At 61.0% G+C, this 15,690-nt stretch carries 15 protein-coding genes; 7 read left to right on the top strand and 8 right to left on the bottom strand.

Going from position 1 to position 15,690, the window contains the following annotated elements; genetic code table 11:
- The first annotated feature begins 147 nt into the window (after nucleotides 1–147).
- Complete coding sequence (ypfJ, locus tag JQ848_RS03205) at nucleotides 148–1,038, top strand: KPN_02809 family neutral zinc metallopeptidase (protein ID WP_003444013.1); 891 nt, start codon at nucleotides 148–150, stop codon at nucleotides 1,036–1,038.
- Nucleotides 1,039–2,040, top strand: a complete 1,002-nt coding sequence (locus tag JQ848_RS03200) for an alpha/beta hydrolase (RefSeq protein WP_202210260.1) — start codon at nucleotides 1,039–1,041, stop codon at nucleotides 2,038–2,040.
- 192 nt (nucleotides 2,041–2,232) lie between these two features.
- Here the strand turns inward: JQ848_RS03200 and JQ848_RS03195 are convergent, their stop codons facing one another.
- From JQ848_RS03195 to JQ848_RS03185, 3 genes are all read right to left on the bottom strand, one after another.
- The gene (locus JQ848_RS03195) at nucleotides 2,233–2,823 is read right to left on the bottom strand and encodes an HAD family hydrolase (protein ID WP_202210259.1); all 591 of its coding nucleotides are present in this window, start codon (nucleotides 2,821–2,823) and stop codon (nucleotides 2,233–2,235) included.
- The gene (gene tesB, locus JQ848_RS03190; RefSeq protein WP_202210258.1) at nucleotides 2,820–3,689 is read right to left on the bottom strand and encodes an acyl-CoA thioesterase II; all 870 of its coding nucleotides are present in this window, start codon (nucleotides 3,687–3,689) and stop codon (nucleotides 2,820–2,822) included. Before tesB ends, JQ848_RS03195 begins: the two co-directional genes overlap by 4 nt.
- Nucleotides 3,690–3,775: 86 nt before the next feature.
- The gene (locus JQ848_RS03185; protein WP_003444023.1) at nucleotides 3,776–4,345 is read right to left on the bottom strand and encodes a GNAT family N-acetyltransferase; all 570 of its coding nucleotides are present in this window, start codon (nucleotides 4,343–4,345) and stop codon (nucleotides 3,776–3,778) included.
- Between the two features lie 89 nt (nucleotides 4,346–4,434).
- Here JQ848_RS03185 and JQ848_RS03180 point away from each other — a divergent pair, with 89 nt between their 5' ends.
- Nucleotides 4,435–5,355, top strand: a complete 921-nt coding sequence (locus JQ848_RS03180) for a histone deacetylase family protein (RefSeq protein ID WP_010655530.1) — start codon at nucleotides 4,435–4,437, stop codon at nucleotides 5,353–5,355.
- 301 nt (nucleotides 5,356–5,656) lie between these two features.
- On the top strand, nucleotides 5,657–6,892 hold the full coding sequence (locus JQ848_RS03175) for a TIGR03862 family flavoprotein (RefSeq protein WP_202210257.1): 1,236 nt from the start codon (nucleotides 5,657–5,659) through the stop codon (nucleotides 6,890–6,892).
- A 53-nt stretch (nucleotides 6,893–6,945) separates the two neighbouring features.
- Here JQ848_RS03175 and JQ848_RS03170 read toward each other — a convergent pair whose 3' ends face one another.
- From JQ848_RS03170 to JQ848_RS03155, 4 genes are all read right to left on the bottom strand, one after another.
- The gene (locus JQ848_RS03170; protein WP_003444029.1) at nucleotides 6,946–8,283 is read right to left on the bottom strand and encodes a DEAD/DEAH box helicase; all 1,338 of its coding nucleotides are present in this window, start codon (nucleotides 8,281–8,283) and stop codon (nucleotides 6,946–6,948) included.
- Between the two features lie 67 nt (nucleotides 8,284–8,350).
- Nucleotides 8,351–9,241 carry a drug/metabolite exporter YedA gene (gene yedA, locus JQ848_RS03165; protein ID WP_003444031.1) on the bottom strand — a complete coding sequence of 297 codons (891 nt, stop codon included), beginning with the start codon at nucleotides 9,239–9,241 and terminating at the stop codon, nucleotides 8,351–8,353.
- 162 nt (nucleotides 9,242–9,403) lie between these two features.
- Nucleotides 9,404–10,015 carry a 3'-5' exonuclease gene (locus JQ848_RS03160; RefSeq protein WP_003444033.1) on the bottom strand — a complete coding sequence of 204 codons (612 nt, stop codon included), beginning with the start codon at nucleotides 10,013–10,015 and terminating at the stop codon, nucleotides 9,404–9,406.
- Between the two features lie 28 nt (nucleotides 10,016–10,043).
- The gene (locus JQ848_RS03155; protein ID WP_003444036.1) at nucleotides 10,044–10,520 is read right to left on the bottom strand and encodes an NYN domain-containing protein; all 477 of its coding nucleotides are present in this window, start codon (nucleotides 10,518–10,520) and stop codon (nucleotides 10,044–10,046) included.
- Nucleotides 10,521–10,724: 204 nt separating this feature from the next.
- Between JQ848_RS03155 and JQ848_RS03150 the strand changes: the two genes are divergently transcribed.
- Both JQ848_RS03150 and JQ848_RS03145 read left to right on the top strand, forming a co-directional pair.
- Entirely contained in the window at nucleotides 10,725–11,384 is a 660-nt protein-coding gene (locus JQ848_RS03150) for a YciC family protein (protein WP_003444039.1), read from the top strand.
- 88 nt (nucleotides 11,385–11,472) lie between these two features.
- Entirely contained in the window at nucleotides 11,473–12,555 is a 1,083-nt protein-coding gene (locus JQ848_RS03145; protein WP_003444041.1) for an endonuclease/exonuclease/phosphatase family protein, read from the top strand.
- A gap of 76 nt (nucleotides 12,556–12,631) precedes the next feature.
- Here JQ848_RS03145 and hrpB read toward each other — a convergent pair whose 3' ends face one another.
- Nucleotides 12,632–15,151, bottom strand: coding sequence for an ATP-dependent helicase HrpB (gene hrpB, locus JQ848_RS03140; RefSeq protein WP_202210256.1), 2,520 nt, complete (start codon nucleotides 15,149–15,151; stop codon nucleotides 12,632–12,634).
- A 103-nt stretch (nucleotides 15,152–15,254) separates the two neighbouring features.
- On the opposite strand from hrpB, the gene JQ848_RS03135 reads away from it, so the two are divergent.
- Complete coding sequence (locus tag JQ848_RS03135) at nucleotides 15,255–15,674, top strand: hypothetical protein (RefSeq protein ID WP_003444109.1); 420 nt, start codon at nucleotides 15,255–15,257, stop codon at nucleotides 15,672–15,674.
- Nucleotides 15,675–15,690 lie beyond the last annotated feature (16 nt).

Raw genomic sequence — 15,690 nt, 5'->3', positions numbered from 1 at the left:
TGTCACCCGTGCCGACACCTGCTTTTACCTTGCCTGGCGCGGTAACTGCCATACTCCTTGCGCTCTTGAAAGGCGTCTGACAACCGGTCTGGCGAAGCCCCGGCTCAGCAACAACACTATCAACAGGATTTATCAGAGGATTGCCCCATGCTTTGGAAAAAAGGCCGACGCAGCGACAACGTGGAAGACGTGCGCGATCAAAGCACCGGGGGCGGCGGGATGCGCATTGGCGGCGGCAAAGGCCTGAGCCTGATGGCGGTGGTGGTGATTGTCGGGTTCGGCTTGTTGACCGGCCAGGACCCGATGCAAATCCTTGGGCAACTCAGTGGCCAGCTCAGCGAGCAATCCTCGCCCCAGGTCACCCAGCAAGCCGGGCATGCGCCGCCGGCCAATGATCAACAGGCCGACTTCGTGCGCGCGGTGCTGGGCGATACCGAGGACACCTGGCGTCAGATTTTTCAACAGGCCGGCCGTACCTATAAAGACCCGACCCTCGTGCTGTTTCGCGGCCAGGTGAATTCAGCCTGCGGTTTTGCTTCGGCAGCCACCGGGCCGTTTTACTGCCCGGCGGACCAAAAGGTTTACCTGGACATGAGTTTCTTCCAGGAAATGTCCCAGCGCTTCAAGGCCGGTGGCGACTTCGCCCAGGCCTATGTGATCGCCCACGAGGTAGGCCATCACGTGCAGACCCTGCTGGGTATCTCGTCAAAAATGCAAATGGCCCGTCAACAAGGCCAGCGCATGGAGGGTGCAGGTGGATTGCTGGTGCGCCAGGAACTGCAAGCCGACTGCCTGGCGGGGGTTTGGGCCAACCATGCGCAAAAGCGCCTGAACTGGCTGGAGCCGGGGGATGTCGAGCAAGCCCTGAACGCCGCCAATGCCATCGGCGACGATCGCCTGCAGCAACAAAGCCAGGGCCGTGTAGTGCCGGACTCCTTCACCCACGGCACGTCGGCGCAACGGGTGAAGTGGTTCAAGACCGGCTTCGCCCAAGGTGATATCAACCAGTGCGACACCTTTTCGGCAGCAAGGCTGTAAATGGGCACGCGCCTGATGGTTTCGATGCTCGGGCTGCTGCTGGTCTGCACGGCGGCACGGGCTGCAGAACAGGGGGTCAGGGAACTGAGCCCCGAACATCTGCAAATCGGCACCGCACAACTGGCGCTGGGCTTGAGCCAGGACTGGCAACAGCCGCTCCCCCAGGTGCAGCGGGCCCTGATTGTGATCCATGGCCGTTTGCGCAATGCCCAGACCTACCTGCACAGCGTTGAACAGGCGGCGACCCGGGCCGGACAGTTATCCACAACCCTGATCATCGCCCCACAGTTTTTGAATGAAAGCGACGCTGCCCGCCATAGCCTGCCCGCCGATATATTGCGCTGGCACGCCAATGACTGGATGGCCGGCGCACCCGCCACAAGTCCTGCGCCCCTCAGTTCTTATGCGGCGCTGGATCAGATCCTGGAGCGTCTTGCTGATGGTAAACGCTATCCGGCCCTGCACGAGATAGTGGTCGCCGGACACTCGGGAGGCGCGCAAGTGGTGCAGCGCTACGCACTGACAACCCGTGCTGGCAAAGCGTTGCAGGAGCACGGGATCAAGCTGCGCTATGTGATTGCCAACCCTTCGTCCTACGCCTATTTCAATGCGCAGCGACCGATCCCCACCTTCGATCCGGCCAGTTGCCCGGGTTTCAATAGCTGGAAATACGGGCTCCAGCACCTGCCAGCCTACGCCCGGGGAGAAAGCCCCGAGCAACTGGAACAGGCCTATGTCGGACGTGACATTACCTACTTGCTCGGAGCCAAAGACATCGACCCGAACCACCCGGCCCTCGACAAGGGTTGCGAAGCCGAGGCCCAGGGCGCGTTCAGGCTGGTGCGGGGCAAGAATTACTTCGAGTATCTGACCCAGCGCCATCCGCAGGGGCTCAATCAGCGACTGATAGAAGTGCCCGGGGTCGGGCACAACGGCGACCGGATGTTCACCTCCCCCGAGGGGCAGAAGGTGTTGTTCGGCGAGCAACCCTCCCCCCCATAAACCTGTAACCGCGAAGAGCTCGCGAGACAAGCTCGCTCCTACAGGGGGTGTGCAGTGCAAACATGCGGCAGATCCCAGCCCTCACCCTCCAGACCGGAAGGCACCCCATGCAGATGGCTGCAATTGCATCTGTAGGAGCGAGCTTGCTCGCGAGCTTTTCAAAGAGGCCGCGAAGAGCTCGCTTCTACAGGGTCAGGCGATAAGCTTGCGCAGTTCGAAACAGTCCCGGGCATGCCAGTCTGTCAGTTCCGGCCACGGATTTTCGGGCACGTTGACCAGTACCGTTTTACTGCCCGCCGCACGACCACAATCCAGGTCAAAACGATAATCCCCCACCATCACCATCTGTGACGGATCCACCACCCATGCCCGGGCCAGTTGCAACAGGCCGTCGGGGTCGGGTTTGTGCGCAGCATTGTCGCGACCCAGAACATCCTGCGGCGCAAAAAGCGGGGCCAGACCAATGGCCTCCAGGGTGATATGCGCCAGCTCCCGGGCATTGCGGGTCAGCACTCCCAGGCGACAACCGCGGGCCGCCAGCTCGCGCACCAACTCTACCGCCCCGGGTGCCGGGGTTGAGGCCAGTGCCAGTTCACGCTCGTGCTCCAGCAACCAGGCGTGCTTGGCTTGCGCCTCGTGGGCAGGCAAGCCGTTGAGGTGGGTCAAAATATCCACTTGCACAGGGATGTCCAGCGCCCGACGAATCGCGTCAAAGTCATGCACCGCGACGGTCAAAGTACCGTCCATATCAAAAACCCAGTGTTTTACTTCCTTGAGTGTCATGCCCAGTCCTTACGATGACGAATCAAACCTTCTTGTGTGACAGACGCAACCAGCTGGCCGGCGCGGTTAAAGACGCTACCCCGGGAAAACCCGCGTGAATTTCCCGCCCACGGGCTGTCCATGGCGTACAGCAACCAGTCGTCGGCCCGCAGGTCCTGGTGGAACCACAGCGCGTGATCAAGGCTGGCTACCTGCATGTCCTTTTGCCACACGCCTTTGCCATGGGGCAGCAGCGAGGTGGTCAGCAAACCGAAGTCCGAGGCATAGGCCAGCAGGTATTTGTGCAGCGCCGGCGAGTCAGCCAGTGCGCCATCGGCACGAAACCAGACGTACTTGATCGGGTCGGTGATCTTGGGGTTGAACGGGTCTTCGCCCACCACCGGACGAAATTCGATGAGTTTGGCGCACAGCAACTTTTCACGCATCGATTCGGGGATCAGATGTGCACGCTGACGAATCATTTCGAGTTCCGAAGGCAGGTTTTCCGGGCCCACCACATCGGGCATCGGAGTCTGGTGCTCAAAGCCGCCTTCGTCGTACTGGAATGAAGCGCTACAGGTGAAAATCGGCTGACCCTTCTGGATCGCGGTCACCCGGCGCGTGCTGAAACTGCCGCCATCGCGCACCCGGTCCACCTGATAGACCACCGGCAACCCGGCATCCCCCGGGCGCAAAAAGTAGCCGTGCATCGAGTGCACGTGCCGCGCATCTTCGACTGTCTGGCTCATGGCCGACAACGATTGTCCGAGCACTTGACCGCCGAACAACTGGCGAAAGCCCAAGTCCTGACTGCTACCGCGAAAGAGGTTCTCTTCGATCGGTTCCAGGGTCAGTAAATTGACCAGATCTTCCAACACTTGGCTCATTCGGATTCTCCTCACACAGAGCAATACCGGGGTAGCCTTGGCTACGCCGGACAACAAAATTCTGGCTTTCGCCGCTCTCGGCCTGCCTAGCCGTGCAGGGTTTCCAGCCACTGTGCCCGCGTAATGCGATACAGCACATGTGACCTTAGCGGATGCCCTTCAGGCAGCCGGGGATGTTCAAAATCACCGTCCGGATCGTGCTGCATGCCGATCGCCTGCATGACCTTTTGCGACGGCAGGTTCAACTGGCTGGTAAATGACACCACCTGATCCAGTGCCAATCGGTCAAAGGCGCAGCGCAGCGCCGCCCAGGCCGCCTCGCTGGCATAGCCCAGGCCCCAGTGTTCCGGGGCCAGGCGCCAGCCAATTTCCACGGCCGGCGTGAAAGGTGCGGCAAAATTGACATTGGACAACCCGGTGAAACCGATGAAGGCCCCGGTATCCTTGCGCTCCAGCGCCCACAATCCGTAGCCGTATTCGGCAAAGTGACCACGAATCCGGCCTATCAGCGCGGCACTTTCCAGACGGCTCAAGGGCGCAGGAAAATAGCGCATCACCTGAGGGTCGGCAGACATCGCAGCGAACTCGGGCAAATCTGTGTCACGCCACGGGCGTAACCGCAAACGGGCACTTTCGAGCTCTTTAATCTGCTCCATCTGTTATCTCCGATTTGTTACCGGGCTTTTCGAATACCTCGCAGTGTACAGCGCTGTTAATATCAAACGCTCGTTCGGTGCGAAATCCCATGCCTTTACCTCTGATTTACCACGATGACTACAGCCCTGAGTTCCCGGCGGAGCATCGCTTCCCGATGGACAAGTTCCGCCTGCTGCGCGATCACCTGGTCCAGTCCGGGCTGACCCGCGACGCCGATTTGCTGCGCCCCGAACTGTGCCCTGTGGATATCCTCGCCCTCGCCCATGACCGCGCCTACATCGAGCGTTACATGGCCGGTGAATTGGCCCGCGAGGACCAGCGACGCCTGGGCCTGCCCTGGAGTGAAGCGCTGGCACGCCGCACCATCCGCGCGGTCGGCGGCTCGTTGCTGGCGGCCGAACAGGCCCTTGAGCACGGGCTGGCCTGTCATCTGGCAGGTGGCACTCATCACGCCCACTACGACCACCCCGCGGGCTTCTGCATCTTCAATGATCTGGCAGTCATCAGCCGCTATCTACTGGAAAGCGGCCGGGTAAACCGGGTATTGATCTTCGATTGCGATGTACACCAGGGCGATGGCACGGCGCGGATTCTTGAACATACGCCGGATGCAATTACCGTTTCCCTGCACTGCGAAAAGAATTTTCCGGCACGCAAGGCACAAAGCGACTGGGACATTGGCCTGCCCATGGGCATGGGGGATACCGAATATCTGCAAGTGGTGGATGACGCGCTCAATTACCTGCTGGCGCTGTATCAGCCCGATCTGGTGCTGTACGACGCCGGTGTCGATGTGCACAAGGACGATGCCCTGGGCTATTTGAAGCTGACCGATGCCGGCGTCGCCGCGCGCGATGAGAGCGTGATGCGCCACTGCCTGGGACGGGATATTCCAGTCGTCGGTGTTATAGGCGGCGGTTACAGCAAAGATCGCAAAGCCCTGGCCCGACGCCACGGGATCCTGCACCACAGTGCACAAAAGGTCTGGCTGTCTTCCGGCTGCTACTAATTACCCACAATGCCTGTGGAACTGCCTGTGGATAACCTGAGTGAAAGCTCTTGCAGGCCACGTAGTCTATGGGCTGCAGAGAGCTGTATGTTTTTCATACAGACAACATCCATCTTCTGTGGGCGCCGGCTTGCCAGCCATGCAGGCGACGCAATTGGCTCTATCCTGGCATCGATGCCATCGCTGGCAAGCCAGCGCCCACAAGGCCAACCCACCCCCTGCAGGGGCAGCGGTCTTGCAGGGCATATGGAGATTAGTCAGGTAGAATGCGCGACTTATTTCGCCGATTTGCAGCCCCGCCATGACAGAGCCCACCACCTCCCCTTCCCGCCACGTCGCCATTATCGGCGGTGGGCCCGCAGGCCTGATGGCCGCTGAAGTGCTGAGCCAGGCCGGGGTGCGGGTCGATCTGTATGACGCCATGCCCTCGGTCGGACGCAAATTCCTGCTGGCCGGTGTCGGCGGCATGAACATCACTCATTCCGAAGCCTACCCGGCATTCCTGTCACGTTACGCCGAGCGCGCCCCGCAAATGGCTCCGCTGCTGCGGGCCTTCGATGCTACGGCCTTGTGCCAGTGGATTCACGACCTGGGCATCGAAACCTTTGTCGGCAGTTCAGGCCGGGTATTTCCCACCGATATGAAAGCCGCGCCATTGCTGCGCGCCTGGCTCAAGCGTCTGCGCGAGTCCGGGGTAGTTATCCACACCCGCCATCGCTGGCTGGGCTGGCATGCCGATGGCCAGTTAAGGATCGACAGCCCGACAGGAGAGCAGCAACTCAAGCCTGATGCGGTGTTACTGGCGCTGGGCGGCGGCAGTTGGGCTCGCCTGGGCTCGGACGGGGCGTGGATGCCGCTTCTGGCCGGGCGCGGGGTGGAACTGGCGCCGCTGCAGCCGAGCAACTGCGGGTTTGATGTGGCGGGCTGGAGTGAAGTGCTGCGCAGCAAGTTTGCCGGAGCCCCCCTGAAGAACATCGCGATTGCCCTGAAAAACAGCACCCCGCGTCTGGGTGAGTGCGTGATTACCGCCAGCGGCATTGAAGGCAGCCTGATTTACGCCTGGTCGGCGCCGATTCGTGAGGCGATCAATCAACAGGGGGTGGCCACCATCCTGATCGATCTGCTGCCGGGCAAGCCTGTGGATAAAGTTGCCGCAGCACTGGCCAAACCTCGCGGCTCGCGCTCCATGAGCAAGCATCTGCACAGTCAACTGGGGATAGACGGGGTGAAAGCCGCGCTGCTGCGCGAATTGACGCCGGCCGAGTGCTTTGCCGACCCGCAGAGGCTGGCTCAGGCAATCAAGGGGTTGGCGCTGAACCTGATAAAAACCCGTCCATTGGACGAAGCCATCAGCAGCGCGGGAGGCGTGCGGTTTGAAGCGATGGATGAAAACCTGATGCTTAAAGCCATCCCGGGGGTGTTCTGCGCGGGGGAAATGCTCGATTGGGAAGCCCCCACCGGCGGCTATTTGCTAACAGGCTGTTTTGCCAGTGGCAGGGCCGCAGGGTTGGGGCTTTTGAGCTGGCTCAAAGCCTGACGCTTGCGAGAGCGAGCTTGCCCGCGATGACGTCGCGGACAAGCAGGTTTGGCTTACGGCTTGCGCTTGCGCGGGCCGGTATTGAACACAGGGACTTTACGCACGGGTTTGACCGAAGGTTCAACCGGTGCAGCTTCGCCGCTGTCGACCCATTTACCCAGGTTGCGCTTGCCACCACCGCCTGAGGTTTTCGGTTTTTTCGGCTTCTTCGGCTTTTTGATCACCTGACCGGTTGCATCAGTCTCGGGGACGCGGTGCTCCGGCTCGAAGTCCTGTTGTTCATGGCGCGGCAAGGTCTGACGGGTCAGCATCTCGATCGCCGACAACATGTTCACTTCATCGGCGCAGACAAACGAAATCGCTTCGCCCTTCTGACCGGCACGGCCAGTGCGGCCAATGCGGTGGATGTAGTCTTCGGCCACGATCGGCATGTCGAAGTTGATCACCAGCGGCAGGTCTTCAATATCCAGACCACGGGCGGCAACATCGGTCGCGACCAGGATTTGCACTTCGCTGGCCTTGAACCGGTCCAGCGCACGCTGACGCGTGGCCTGCGGCTTGTCGCCATGAATGCCGTCGGCGTTGATGCCCAGGCCTTGCAGCTTGCCCACCAGTTCATCGACACCGTTACGGGTCTTGGCAAACACCAGCACTTGCTTCCATTGCTGGGTGCGCAGCAAATGCAGGAACAGCTCCGGCTTGCGCTTTTTGTCGACCGGAATGATCCATTGCTTGACGCTGCTGGCCGCTACGTTGCGCGGGCTGACTTCGATGCTCAGCGGGTTGTCGAGCATCTGCTCGGCCAACAGGCGGATGGCATCAGAAAAGGTTGCCGAAAACAGCAGGGTCTGGCGCTTTTTCGGCAATACGCGGTAGATATCCCGCAGCTCTTCGGAGAAGCCCAGGTCGAGCATGCGATCCGCTTCATCGAGGATCAGGGTTTGCAGCTGGGTGAACTTGATCGCCTTCTGCCGATAGAGATCGAGCAGACGACCCGGAGTGGCCACCAGGACATCAACCCCTTTGCGCATTTTCATCATTTGCGGGTTGATGCTGACGCCGCCGTAGACCGCATAGGTGCTCAACGGCAAATGCTCGGCGTACTGGCGGATGCTCTCGTGAACCTGTTCGGCCAGTTCGCGGGTTGGCACCAGTACCAGGGCGCGCACCATGTTACTGGCAACTTTCGGACCTTCCATGGTCAGCGACTGCAGCAGCGGCAGGGCGAAACCGCCCGTTTTGCCGGTGCCGGTCTGGGCGGCGGCCATCAGGTCGCGGCCAGCCAGCACTGCGGGGATCGCTTGGGCCTGAACCGGGGTTGGGGTCTTGTAGCCGAGCGTCTCAAGAGCGCGCAGCAAGGGTTCGATCAGGCCAAGGGTGGCGAATGTCATGGGGATACCGTCGAAAAAGGTCAGCGCAGGGGTGCATAAGTTGCAATGGCGCGCAGTTTACCCTAATTCAGACCGGTTTCTGCTTGCGCCACTGCGGCAAACCGATCAACACCACGGCGCTGATGATGACCGCCATCGCCAGGCACTCCTCGAAACCTATGGTCTCGCCGGCGAATGCGATGCCCAGCATCACCGCCACGGCCGGGTTGACGTAGGCGTAACTGGTGGCCGCCGCCGGGCGTACGTTTTTCAGCAGGTACATGTAGGCACTGAAGGCAATGATCGAACCGAAGAACACCAGATAGAGCAATGCGCCCCAGCCTGCGGCAGTGGGCATCTGGGTCATGCGCTCGCCACTCAACAGGCTGCCAATCAAGAGCACGGCGCCCGCCACCAGCATTTCGGCGGCACTGGCCATGGGCCCGGCCGGCAGCGGCAAGTGCCGGCTCCACACCGAACCGAATGCCCAGGCGGCGGCGGCAAACAAAATCATCGCGGCGCCTATCGGGCTGGCCTGCAGGTTGGAACCCAGGTTGAGCATGCCGATACCGATCAGTCCCAGGGCAATCCCGGCCCATTCCAGACGAGTATTGCGGGCGCCCCAGAAATAGCCGAACAGCAACGTAAACAACGGCACGGTGGCCACGGCCAGCGCCGCGACACCCGAGGCGACCCCGGAGTGTTCCGCCAGCGTCACCCCGCCGTTGCCGCACGCCAGTAACAGAAAACCGATCATGCCGGCTGCGCGCCACTGCACGAAGGTCGGTGCGGGCGCCCCGCGCCAGCGCATGAAACCGTACATCAAGCTGCCTGCCACCAGAAAGCGGACCCCGGCCATCATCAGCGGCGGCCAGGACTCGATGCCGATACGGATGACCAGATAGGTCGAACCCCAAATCACATACAACGCAAAAAAGGCACCGATCAGTTGTAGCGGGAAACGACGTGCGGCAGGCATGGAGGCAGCTCGAAGGCAAAGGCAGGGGATGGAGGAGTTTAGCCAAAGCCGGGGGCAATATTAAGTTACAGAACCGGCCAAAAGTGGCCGTACACTTTTGGCCGCGACAGGGCCGCTGCTAAAGGCTCGCGAGCAAGCTCGCGCCTACACAGGCCCTGGTCTTCAGAACCCGCGACAGCGCTTGAGGTGTTCGTTGATTTTGGCGGCAGGAATTTTTTGCAGGCTGCGCAACAGATCGTGGCTCAACTCTCGCAGGCCGTGCTTTTGACGCAGTTGCTCAGCCAGATGGGTCGTGAGGTTGGCTGCCATTTCGGCATCGGCCATGGCCCGGTGAGCCTGGCCGGTATGGGGCAACTGGGCGAAGGTGGTGAGGGTACCCAGCTTGTGATTGGGCGCCGCCGGCATCAAACGCCGGGCCAGCAGCAACGAGCAGGCAAAGTTCTGCAAGCGGGTGCGCTTGATGAGCCCCATCTCGAAGTCCCAGAATTTTTGGTCGAACGCGGCGTTGTGAGCCAGCAAAGGCGTGGTGCCGACGAACTCGTTGACCTCGTTCATCACCTGCTGCGCAGATGGCGCCGTGCGCAACATGGCGTTGCTGATGCCGGTCAGTTGCTCGATGAAGCCCGGCACCCGCACACCCGCGTTCATCAGGCTCTGGTAACGCTCGACAATGCGCCCCTGTTCAAGAATCACCACCGCAATTTCGGTCGCCCGGCAGCTGCTGCTCGGGGAGATACCTGTGGTTTCAAAGTCAATTACGGCGATGCGTTCCAAACCGGGTCAATCCTGTAAAAAATGGAAATTACTTGAGCAGCAAGCTGCCTTCTATCGGTACATAACGGCCAGCAGCACGAATCAATGAATTGGCGGTAAGGCCAGGCACCCCATAAGCCACGGTTTCAACCCCGTGCTTGCTGGCAATGCGTTCGAGCAGCAGATCGAAATCACCGTCACCCGAAGCCAGCACCACCTCATCGACATTGGCCGCAACATCCATGATGTCGATGGTTATACCCACGTCCCAGTCGCCCTTGGCCGAGCCATCGCTGCGCTGGATGTAGGGTTTGAGTTTTACCGTGAAACCGAGGTTGCGCAGGATCTGCTGAAACTGCTGCTGTTTGCTGTCACCCCGGTCGATCGCATAGGCATAGGCCTCGACGATTTCACCGCGCTGACTGATGTCAGCCCACAACGCCGCGTAATTGAAGTGGCAGCCATAAGCCTGGCGAACTGTGTAATAGAGGTTCTGCACATCTGCGAAGACCGCAATTCTTTTCACCGGCAAACCCCATGGTGCCCAGGCAATCGGGCAGCTGCTGAAAAACAAGGCCGCAGTATGCCAGCCTGTCGAGGACTTGCGCGGATAAACCGCCCGGCGTGCTCACAAACACCGGGCGGGTCGTAACAAGAACGTTTACATTTGCTCTCCATCGCCTGGCATCGGTTAAAGTGACGCACCGCTTTTGACTGCTGATACCTGACAATGAATCCGCTGACTGTTATTCGCGACTCCCTGTACTTCTTCCAGCGCAATCTGGGACAAATCGTGACGCTGTGCTTGCCGCTGGTGATCCTTGAGGCCGTGCTGCAGCTCATGGTGGATAACGCCGTGGGCCCCGACCCATCGCCCGGCTATGGCCTGCTCGTGGGTTTGCTTCTGTATCCGCTGTACACCGGCGCGCTGATTCTGTTTCTCGACGCCCGCAGCCGTGGCGAAAGCCCGCGCAATCGTGAGCTGCTGGCCCAGGCACTGACGCTGTGGCCCAGATTCGCCCTGCTCGCGGCCATCAGTACATTGCTGATCGTGCTCGGGCTATCGATGTTTTTCGTTCCCGGGATTTTTCTGACCGTGGTGTTTGCGTTTGCCGAATACCGCCTGGTATTGCGCGGTGATCCACCACTGGCCGCCCTGAAATCGAGCTTCGCCATGAGCCGCGGACACTTCTGGCGGATTTTTGTCTGCTTGCTGGCGGTACTCGGGCCGTTGATGATGCTCAAGGAGCTGAGCTTCTCGCTGTTCCAAAAGGACGATAACCCGTTGCTCGCGCTGGCCCTGGAAAGTGCCAACAGCTTTTTGCAGCTGTTTTTGTCAGTCGTGCTGTATCGCTTGTTTATGCTCATCGGCGAACCATCCGACAAGTAAGAGGGACGATTCGCTGTATACCTCTCCTTGGGTGCCGGACAGCTGTCCGGTATCCTCGGCAATTCCCGCTACGTCTTAAGCCGAGCCCATGCCACGTTTATTACGCCCCATCCTGTCAGGTTTGCTGCTGCTTGCAGCCGCGCTGGCGAGTCTGATTTACAGCGTTACGTGGCGACCCGATGCCAAAGAGGTGCTGGCACTCGTCTGCCCGGCCACAGCCCCGGTGCTGGTACCGGGCCAGGCGCTCAAGGTTATGACCTGGAATGTCCAGTACCTGGCAGGCAAGCGTTATGTGTTCTGGTACAACCTGGTTGATGGCAGCGGTCCGGACCTGCGCCCGACCCGTGAAGACATGGCTTTCAGCCTGGATGAAGTGTCGCGGGTGATACGCGATGAGCAGCCCGATCTGGTACTGCTGCAAGAGCTCGATGAAAACGCCAAGGCCAGTGACTATCAAGACCAGCTCGCGCTACTGCAGGAGCGCCTGGTCGATCTATACCCCTGCAGCACCCAGGCCTTTACCTGGAAGGCTGACTTCGTCCCCGACTGGCATATTCTGGGGAGTGTCGGGCGCAAACTGGTCACCCTCAGCCGTTACCAGATCGAACACGCCGAGCGCCTGCAATTGCCCGTGGCCGAAGCCAATATCATCAGCCGTCAGTTCCAGCCAAAACCTGCGCTGCTGGTTAACTACCTGCCGCTTAACGACGGCGGGCAAATTGTTGCCATCAACACCCAGTTCGATGCCCCGACCCTGGACAACAGCAACCTGCTCCTTCAAATGCAGGCCACCGGTGTGTTGCTCGACAAATTCGAAAGCCAGGGCACGCCCTGGCTGATTGGCGGTGATTTCAACCTGTTGCCGATTGGCCAGTTTTTGCGCCTGCCCGCCGAACTGCGAGCGGGTTATTCGCCGGACAGTGAATTGCACTTGCTGTGGGAAAAGTACCCGATGATCCCCAGCAACCCTGAAGCCACCGGCATCGACCGTGAACTGTGGCTGACCCATTTCCCCAACGACCCGCGTGCCGAAGCCCCTGACCGCACCCTGGACTACCTGTTCTACAGCCCGAAACTGCAACGCATCGAAGGCTATGTGCGCCAGGAAGATACCCTGACCATTTCCGACCACCTGCCGGTGCTGGGACGGCTTCTGTTACCGATTGATTGAGCGCCCCTATATCTGCATCTGTAGGAGCGAGCTTTTAAAGACAACAGCTCGCGTCTATGGGGTCAGGGGTCGAGCTTCAAGGTTTACGCGGTTTGATCCGGGCTGTCGGTTCGGCCACCAACGGGTCGTCGGGCCAGTAGTGTTTCGGATAGCGCCCCTTCAAATCTTTTTTTACTTCAATGTAGGTGCTGCGCCAGAAGTTGGCCAGATCCTGAGTCACTTGCACCGGACGCCTCGCCGGCGACAGCAGGTGCAGCTTGACTACCTGCCGGCCACCGGCAATGCGCGGAGTATCTGCCAGGCCGAACAGTTCTTGCAGGCGCACGGCCAGAATCGGCGGGTGTTCGCTGTAGTCCAGCCGTACCGACGACCCCGACGGCACTTTGATGTGATGCGGCGCCAGCTCATCCAGCCGCTGGGGCAAGGGCCATTTGAGCAAGTTATGCACTATGTTGGACAGGTCGAGGCTGGCGAAATGACTCAGACGCGAAACGCGCTCCAGATACGGCGCCAGCCATTCCTCAAGGGAAGCCAGCAGCGCTGCATCACTCACATCCGGCCATTCGCTTTGCGCTTGGGCGCTCAGATCCAGCTGGCGCAGCAGCATTACCCGCGCCTGCCACTGGCGCAGCTCAGGGTTCCAGGGCAACAACTCCAGCCCCTTGCGCCGGACCAGATTGACCAGCGCCCGGGTGCGCGCAGTTGCGTCCAGCCCGGTTAACGGCTCACGGCTGAGCACCAGCTCACCGACCTTGCGCTGGCGTTCGGCACGCAACACCCCTTCACGCTCGTCCCAGTCGAGCTGGTCGACAACGCTGACTTGCTCGCTGAGCACGTTGTCCAGCAACCCGGGATCAAACTCGGCCGCCAGGTAGATCCGTTCTTCACGTTGCCCCTGACGGCTGCCCAGGTCGGCGATCACCAGCCAGGGCTGCTTCATCAGGCCGTCGACCTCGCTGAACAACGCAGCCCGACCATTGGCCAGCCGATACTCCGCCCCCCCGGGTTTGCGTTGTTGCGCGACGCGGTCGGGATAGGCCAGCGCCAGCAAGGCCCCCAGCCAGCGTGGGTGATCGGGATCTGCGACCGGTTGCGTGGCTTTGCCGCGCAAGTAGCCCCGATACTGCCGGGCCAGTTGTTTGGCCCGCTGCACACCGCCCTGCCCGCCCCGCGCGGCGCGGCTTTCGCCCCAGAGCAAGGTCAGCCGGCTGTGCACATCGGCCCCGGCGCCGCGCAAAATATCGCGTTCGCCCAGCAGCGCCGCTACATCGCAGGCCATGTCGGCCAGCCCCAGGTCTTGCCCGCGCAGTAACAAATGAGCAATGCGCGGATGCGCAGGCAGCTCGGCCATGGCTTCGCCGTGGGGCGTGAGTTTCCCGTCGCGCAAGGCGCCCAGGCGTTCCAGCAACTGCCGGGCCTGTGCATAACTTGCCGCGGGTGGCCCATCAAGCCAGATCAGTTGCTCCGGGGTTACCCCCCAGCGCGCCAGTTGCAGCGCCAGCCCGGCCAGATCGGCCTGGATAATTTCGGCACTGCCATAGGCGGCCAATTGTGCATGCTGGTCTTCGGACCACAGGCGATAACAGACGCCGGGCTCCAGACGCCCGGCCCGGCCGGCGCGCTGGGTGGCGCTGGCCCGCGAGATGCGCTGGGTGTCGAGACGGGTCATGCCGCTGCCGGGATCAAAGCGCGGCACCCGCGCCAGCCCGGCATCAATCACGACCCGCACGCCATCGATGGTCAGGCTGGTCTCGGCAATGTTGGTCGCCAGCACCACTTTGCGCATGCCCCCGGGAGCGGGCTCGATCGCCGCACGTTGCGCGTTCAGGTCCAGTTCACCGTGCAGCGGGCAGAGCAGGATGTCGCTGCGCGAAGCCAGCGCGTCAGCCAATTGTTGATGGACCCGACGAATTTCGGCCTGACCGGGCAAAAACACCAGCAGGCTGCCGCTGTCATCATTGATTGCATCGAGCACCGTTTGCACCACCCGCGGCTCGATAAACTCACCGGGCACAAACGGCCGCCCCCAACGCATGGCCACCGGGTACATCCGCCCTTCGCTGCGCAGCACCGGCGCGTCGTCCAGCAAACTGGCCAGCCGCTCGCCGTCAAGGGTGGCGGACATCAGCAGGATCTTCAGCGGCTGTTCATCGCGAAACAGCTCGCGGCCGTTGAGGCTCAAAGCCAGGGCCAGGTCGGCATCCAGACTACGCTCATGGAACTCGTCAAAGATCAGCAAGCCCACGCCTTCCAGCGCCGGGTCGTGCTGCAAGCGGCGGGTGAGGATGCCTTCGGTGACAACTTCGATGCGGGTGGCGGGCCCCACCTTGCTGTCTAACCTGATCCGGTATCCGACGGTTTCGCCGACCTTTTCCCCCAGTTCGCTGGCCAGACGCTCAGCTGCCGCACGGGCCGCGAGACGCCGGGGTTCGAGCATCAGAATCTTCTGCCCGGCGAGCCAGGGCTCGTTTAACAGGGCCAGCGGAACACGGGTGGTTTTACCGGCGCCGGGGGGTGCTTCGAGCACCGCTTCGTGGCGTTCACGCAAGGCCTGGCGCAGCGCGGGTAAAACTTCATCAATCGGCAGAGAAATCATGGTGGCTCCAGAACAGAGCGACGAGTATAACGGCGAACAGTTCGGCATTAAGCACGGTCTTAATCCCGGTTTCGACTCTTCAAGCTTCTTCGAGGTCTTTTGTATGCGTATGTCTTCCCGTGTGATTGGCGGCGTGGTGGTTGCAGCCCTGCTCAGCCAATTAACTGCTTGCGGCAGTATTTTCTTCCCTGACAGACGCGGCCAGATCGACGGCAAGATCGATCCCATGATTGCCGTGCTCGATGCCGTGGGCCTGCTGTTTTATGTGATTCCGGGCCTGATCGCTTTCGGGGTCGACTTCGCCACCGGAGCGATTTATTTCCCGCCGGGTAAAACCGCGCAAATTGCCCCGGAAAAACTGCGCGAAGCCATAGGCGCAGATGGCAAAGTGGACAACAGCAAGCTCCAGGCCATTCTCGAAAGTGAACTGGGCCGCAGCTTCCCGCTGGACGACCCGCGCCTGATCCAGCACAAAGGCAGCGTGCAACAGTTGGCCATGTACGGTTTGATCCCCGCAGCCTGAAGCCCGTAGATAAGGA

The organism is Pseudomonas paraversuta (assembly GCF_904067025.1).
Taxonomy (GTDB): Bacteria; Pseudomonadota; Gammaproteobacteria; order Pseudomonadales; family Pseudomonadaceae; genus Aquipseudomonas; species Aquipseudomonas paraversuta.
Note: the sequence above shows the minus strand (reverse complement) of the source record. Positions and strands in the feature narration are given on the sequence as shown.

Coding starts and splice junctions, on each gene's coding strand:
- ypfJ (WP_003444013.1), top strand. CDS start 148: ATGCTTTGGAAAAAAGGCCGACGCAGCGACAACGTGGAAGACGTGCGC.
- JQ848_RS03200 (WP_202210260.1), top strand. CDS start 1,039: ATGGGCACGCGCCTGATGGTTTCGATGCTCGGGCTGCTGCTGGTCTGC.
- JQ848_RS03195 (WP_202210259.1), bottom strand. CDS start 2,823: ATGACACTCAAGGAAGTAAAACACTGGGTTTTTGATATGGACGGTACT.
- tesB (WP_202210258.1), bottom strand. CDS start 3,689: ATGAGCCAAGTGTTGGAAGATCTGGTCAATTTACTGACCCTGGAACCG.
- JQ848_RS03185 (WP_003444023.1), bottom strand. CDS start 4,345: ATGGAGCAGATTAAAGAGCTCGAAAGTGCCCGTTTGCGGTTACGCCCG.
- JQ848_RS03180 (WP_010655530.1), top strand. CDS start 4,435: ATGCCTTTACCTCTGATTTACCACGATGACTACAGCCCTGAGTTCCCG.
- JQ848_RS03175 (WP_202210257.1), top strand. CDS start 5,657: ATGACAGAGCCCACCACCTCCCCTTCCCGCCACGTCGCCATTATCGGC.
- JQ848_RS03170 (WP_003444029.1), bottom strand. CDS start 8,283: ATGACATTCGCCACCCTTGGCCTGATCGAACCCTTGCTGCGCGCTCTT.
- yedA (WP_003444031.1), bottom strand. CDS start 9,241: ATGCCTGCCGCACGTCGTTTCCCGCTACAACTGATCGGTGCCTTTTTT.
- JQ848_RS03150 (WP_003444039.1), top strand. CDS start 10,725: ATGAATCCGCTGACTGTTATTCGCGACTCCCTGTACTTCTTCCAGCGC.
- JQ848_RS03145 (WP_003444041.1), top strand. CDS start 11,473: ATGCCACGTTTATTACGCCCCATCCTGTCAGGTTTGCTGCTGCTTGCA.
- hrpB (WP_202210256.1), bottom strand. CDS start 15,151: ATGATTTCTCTGCCGATTGATGAAGTTTTACCCGCGCTGCGCCAGGCC.
- JQ848_RS03135 (WP_003444109.1), top strand. CDS start 15,255: ATGCGTATGTCTTCCCGTGTGATTGGCGGCGTGGTGGTTGCAGCCCTG.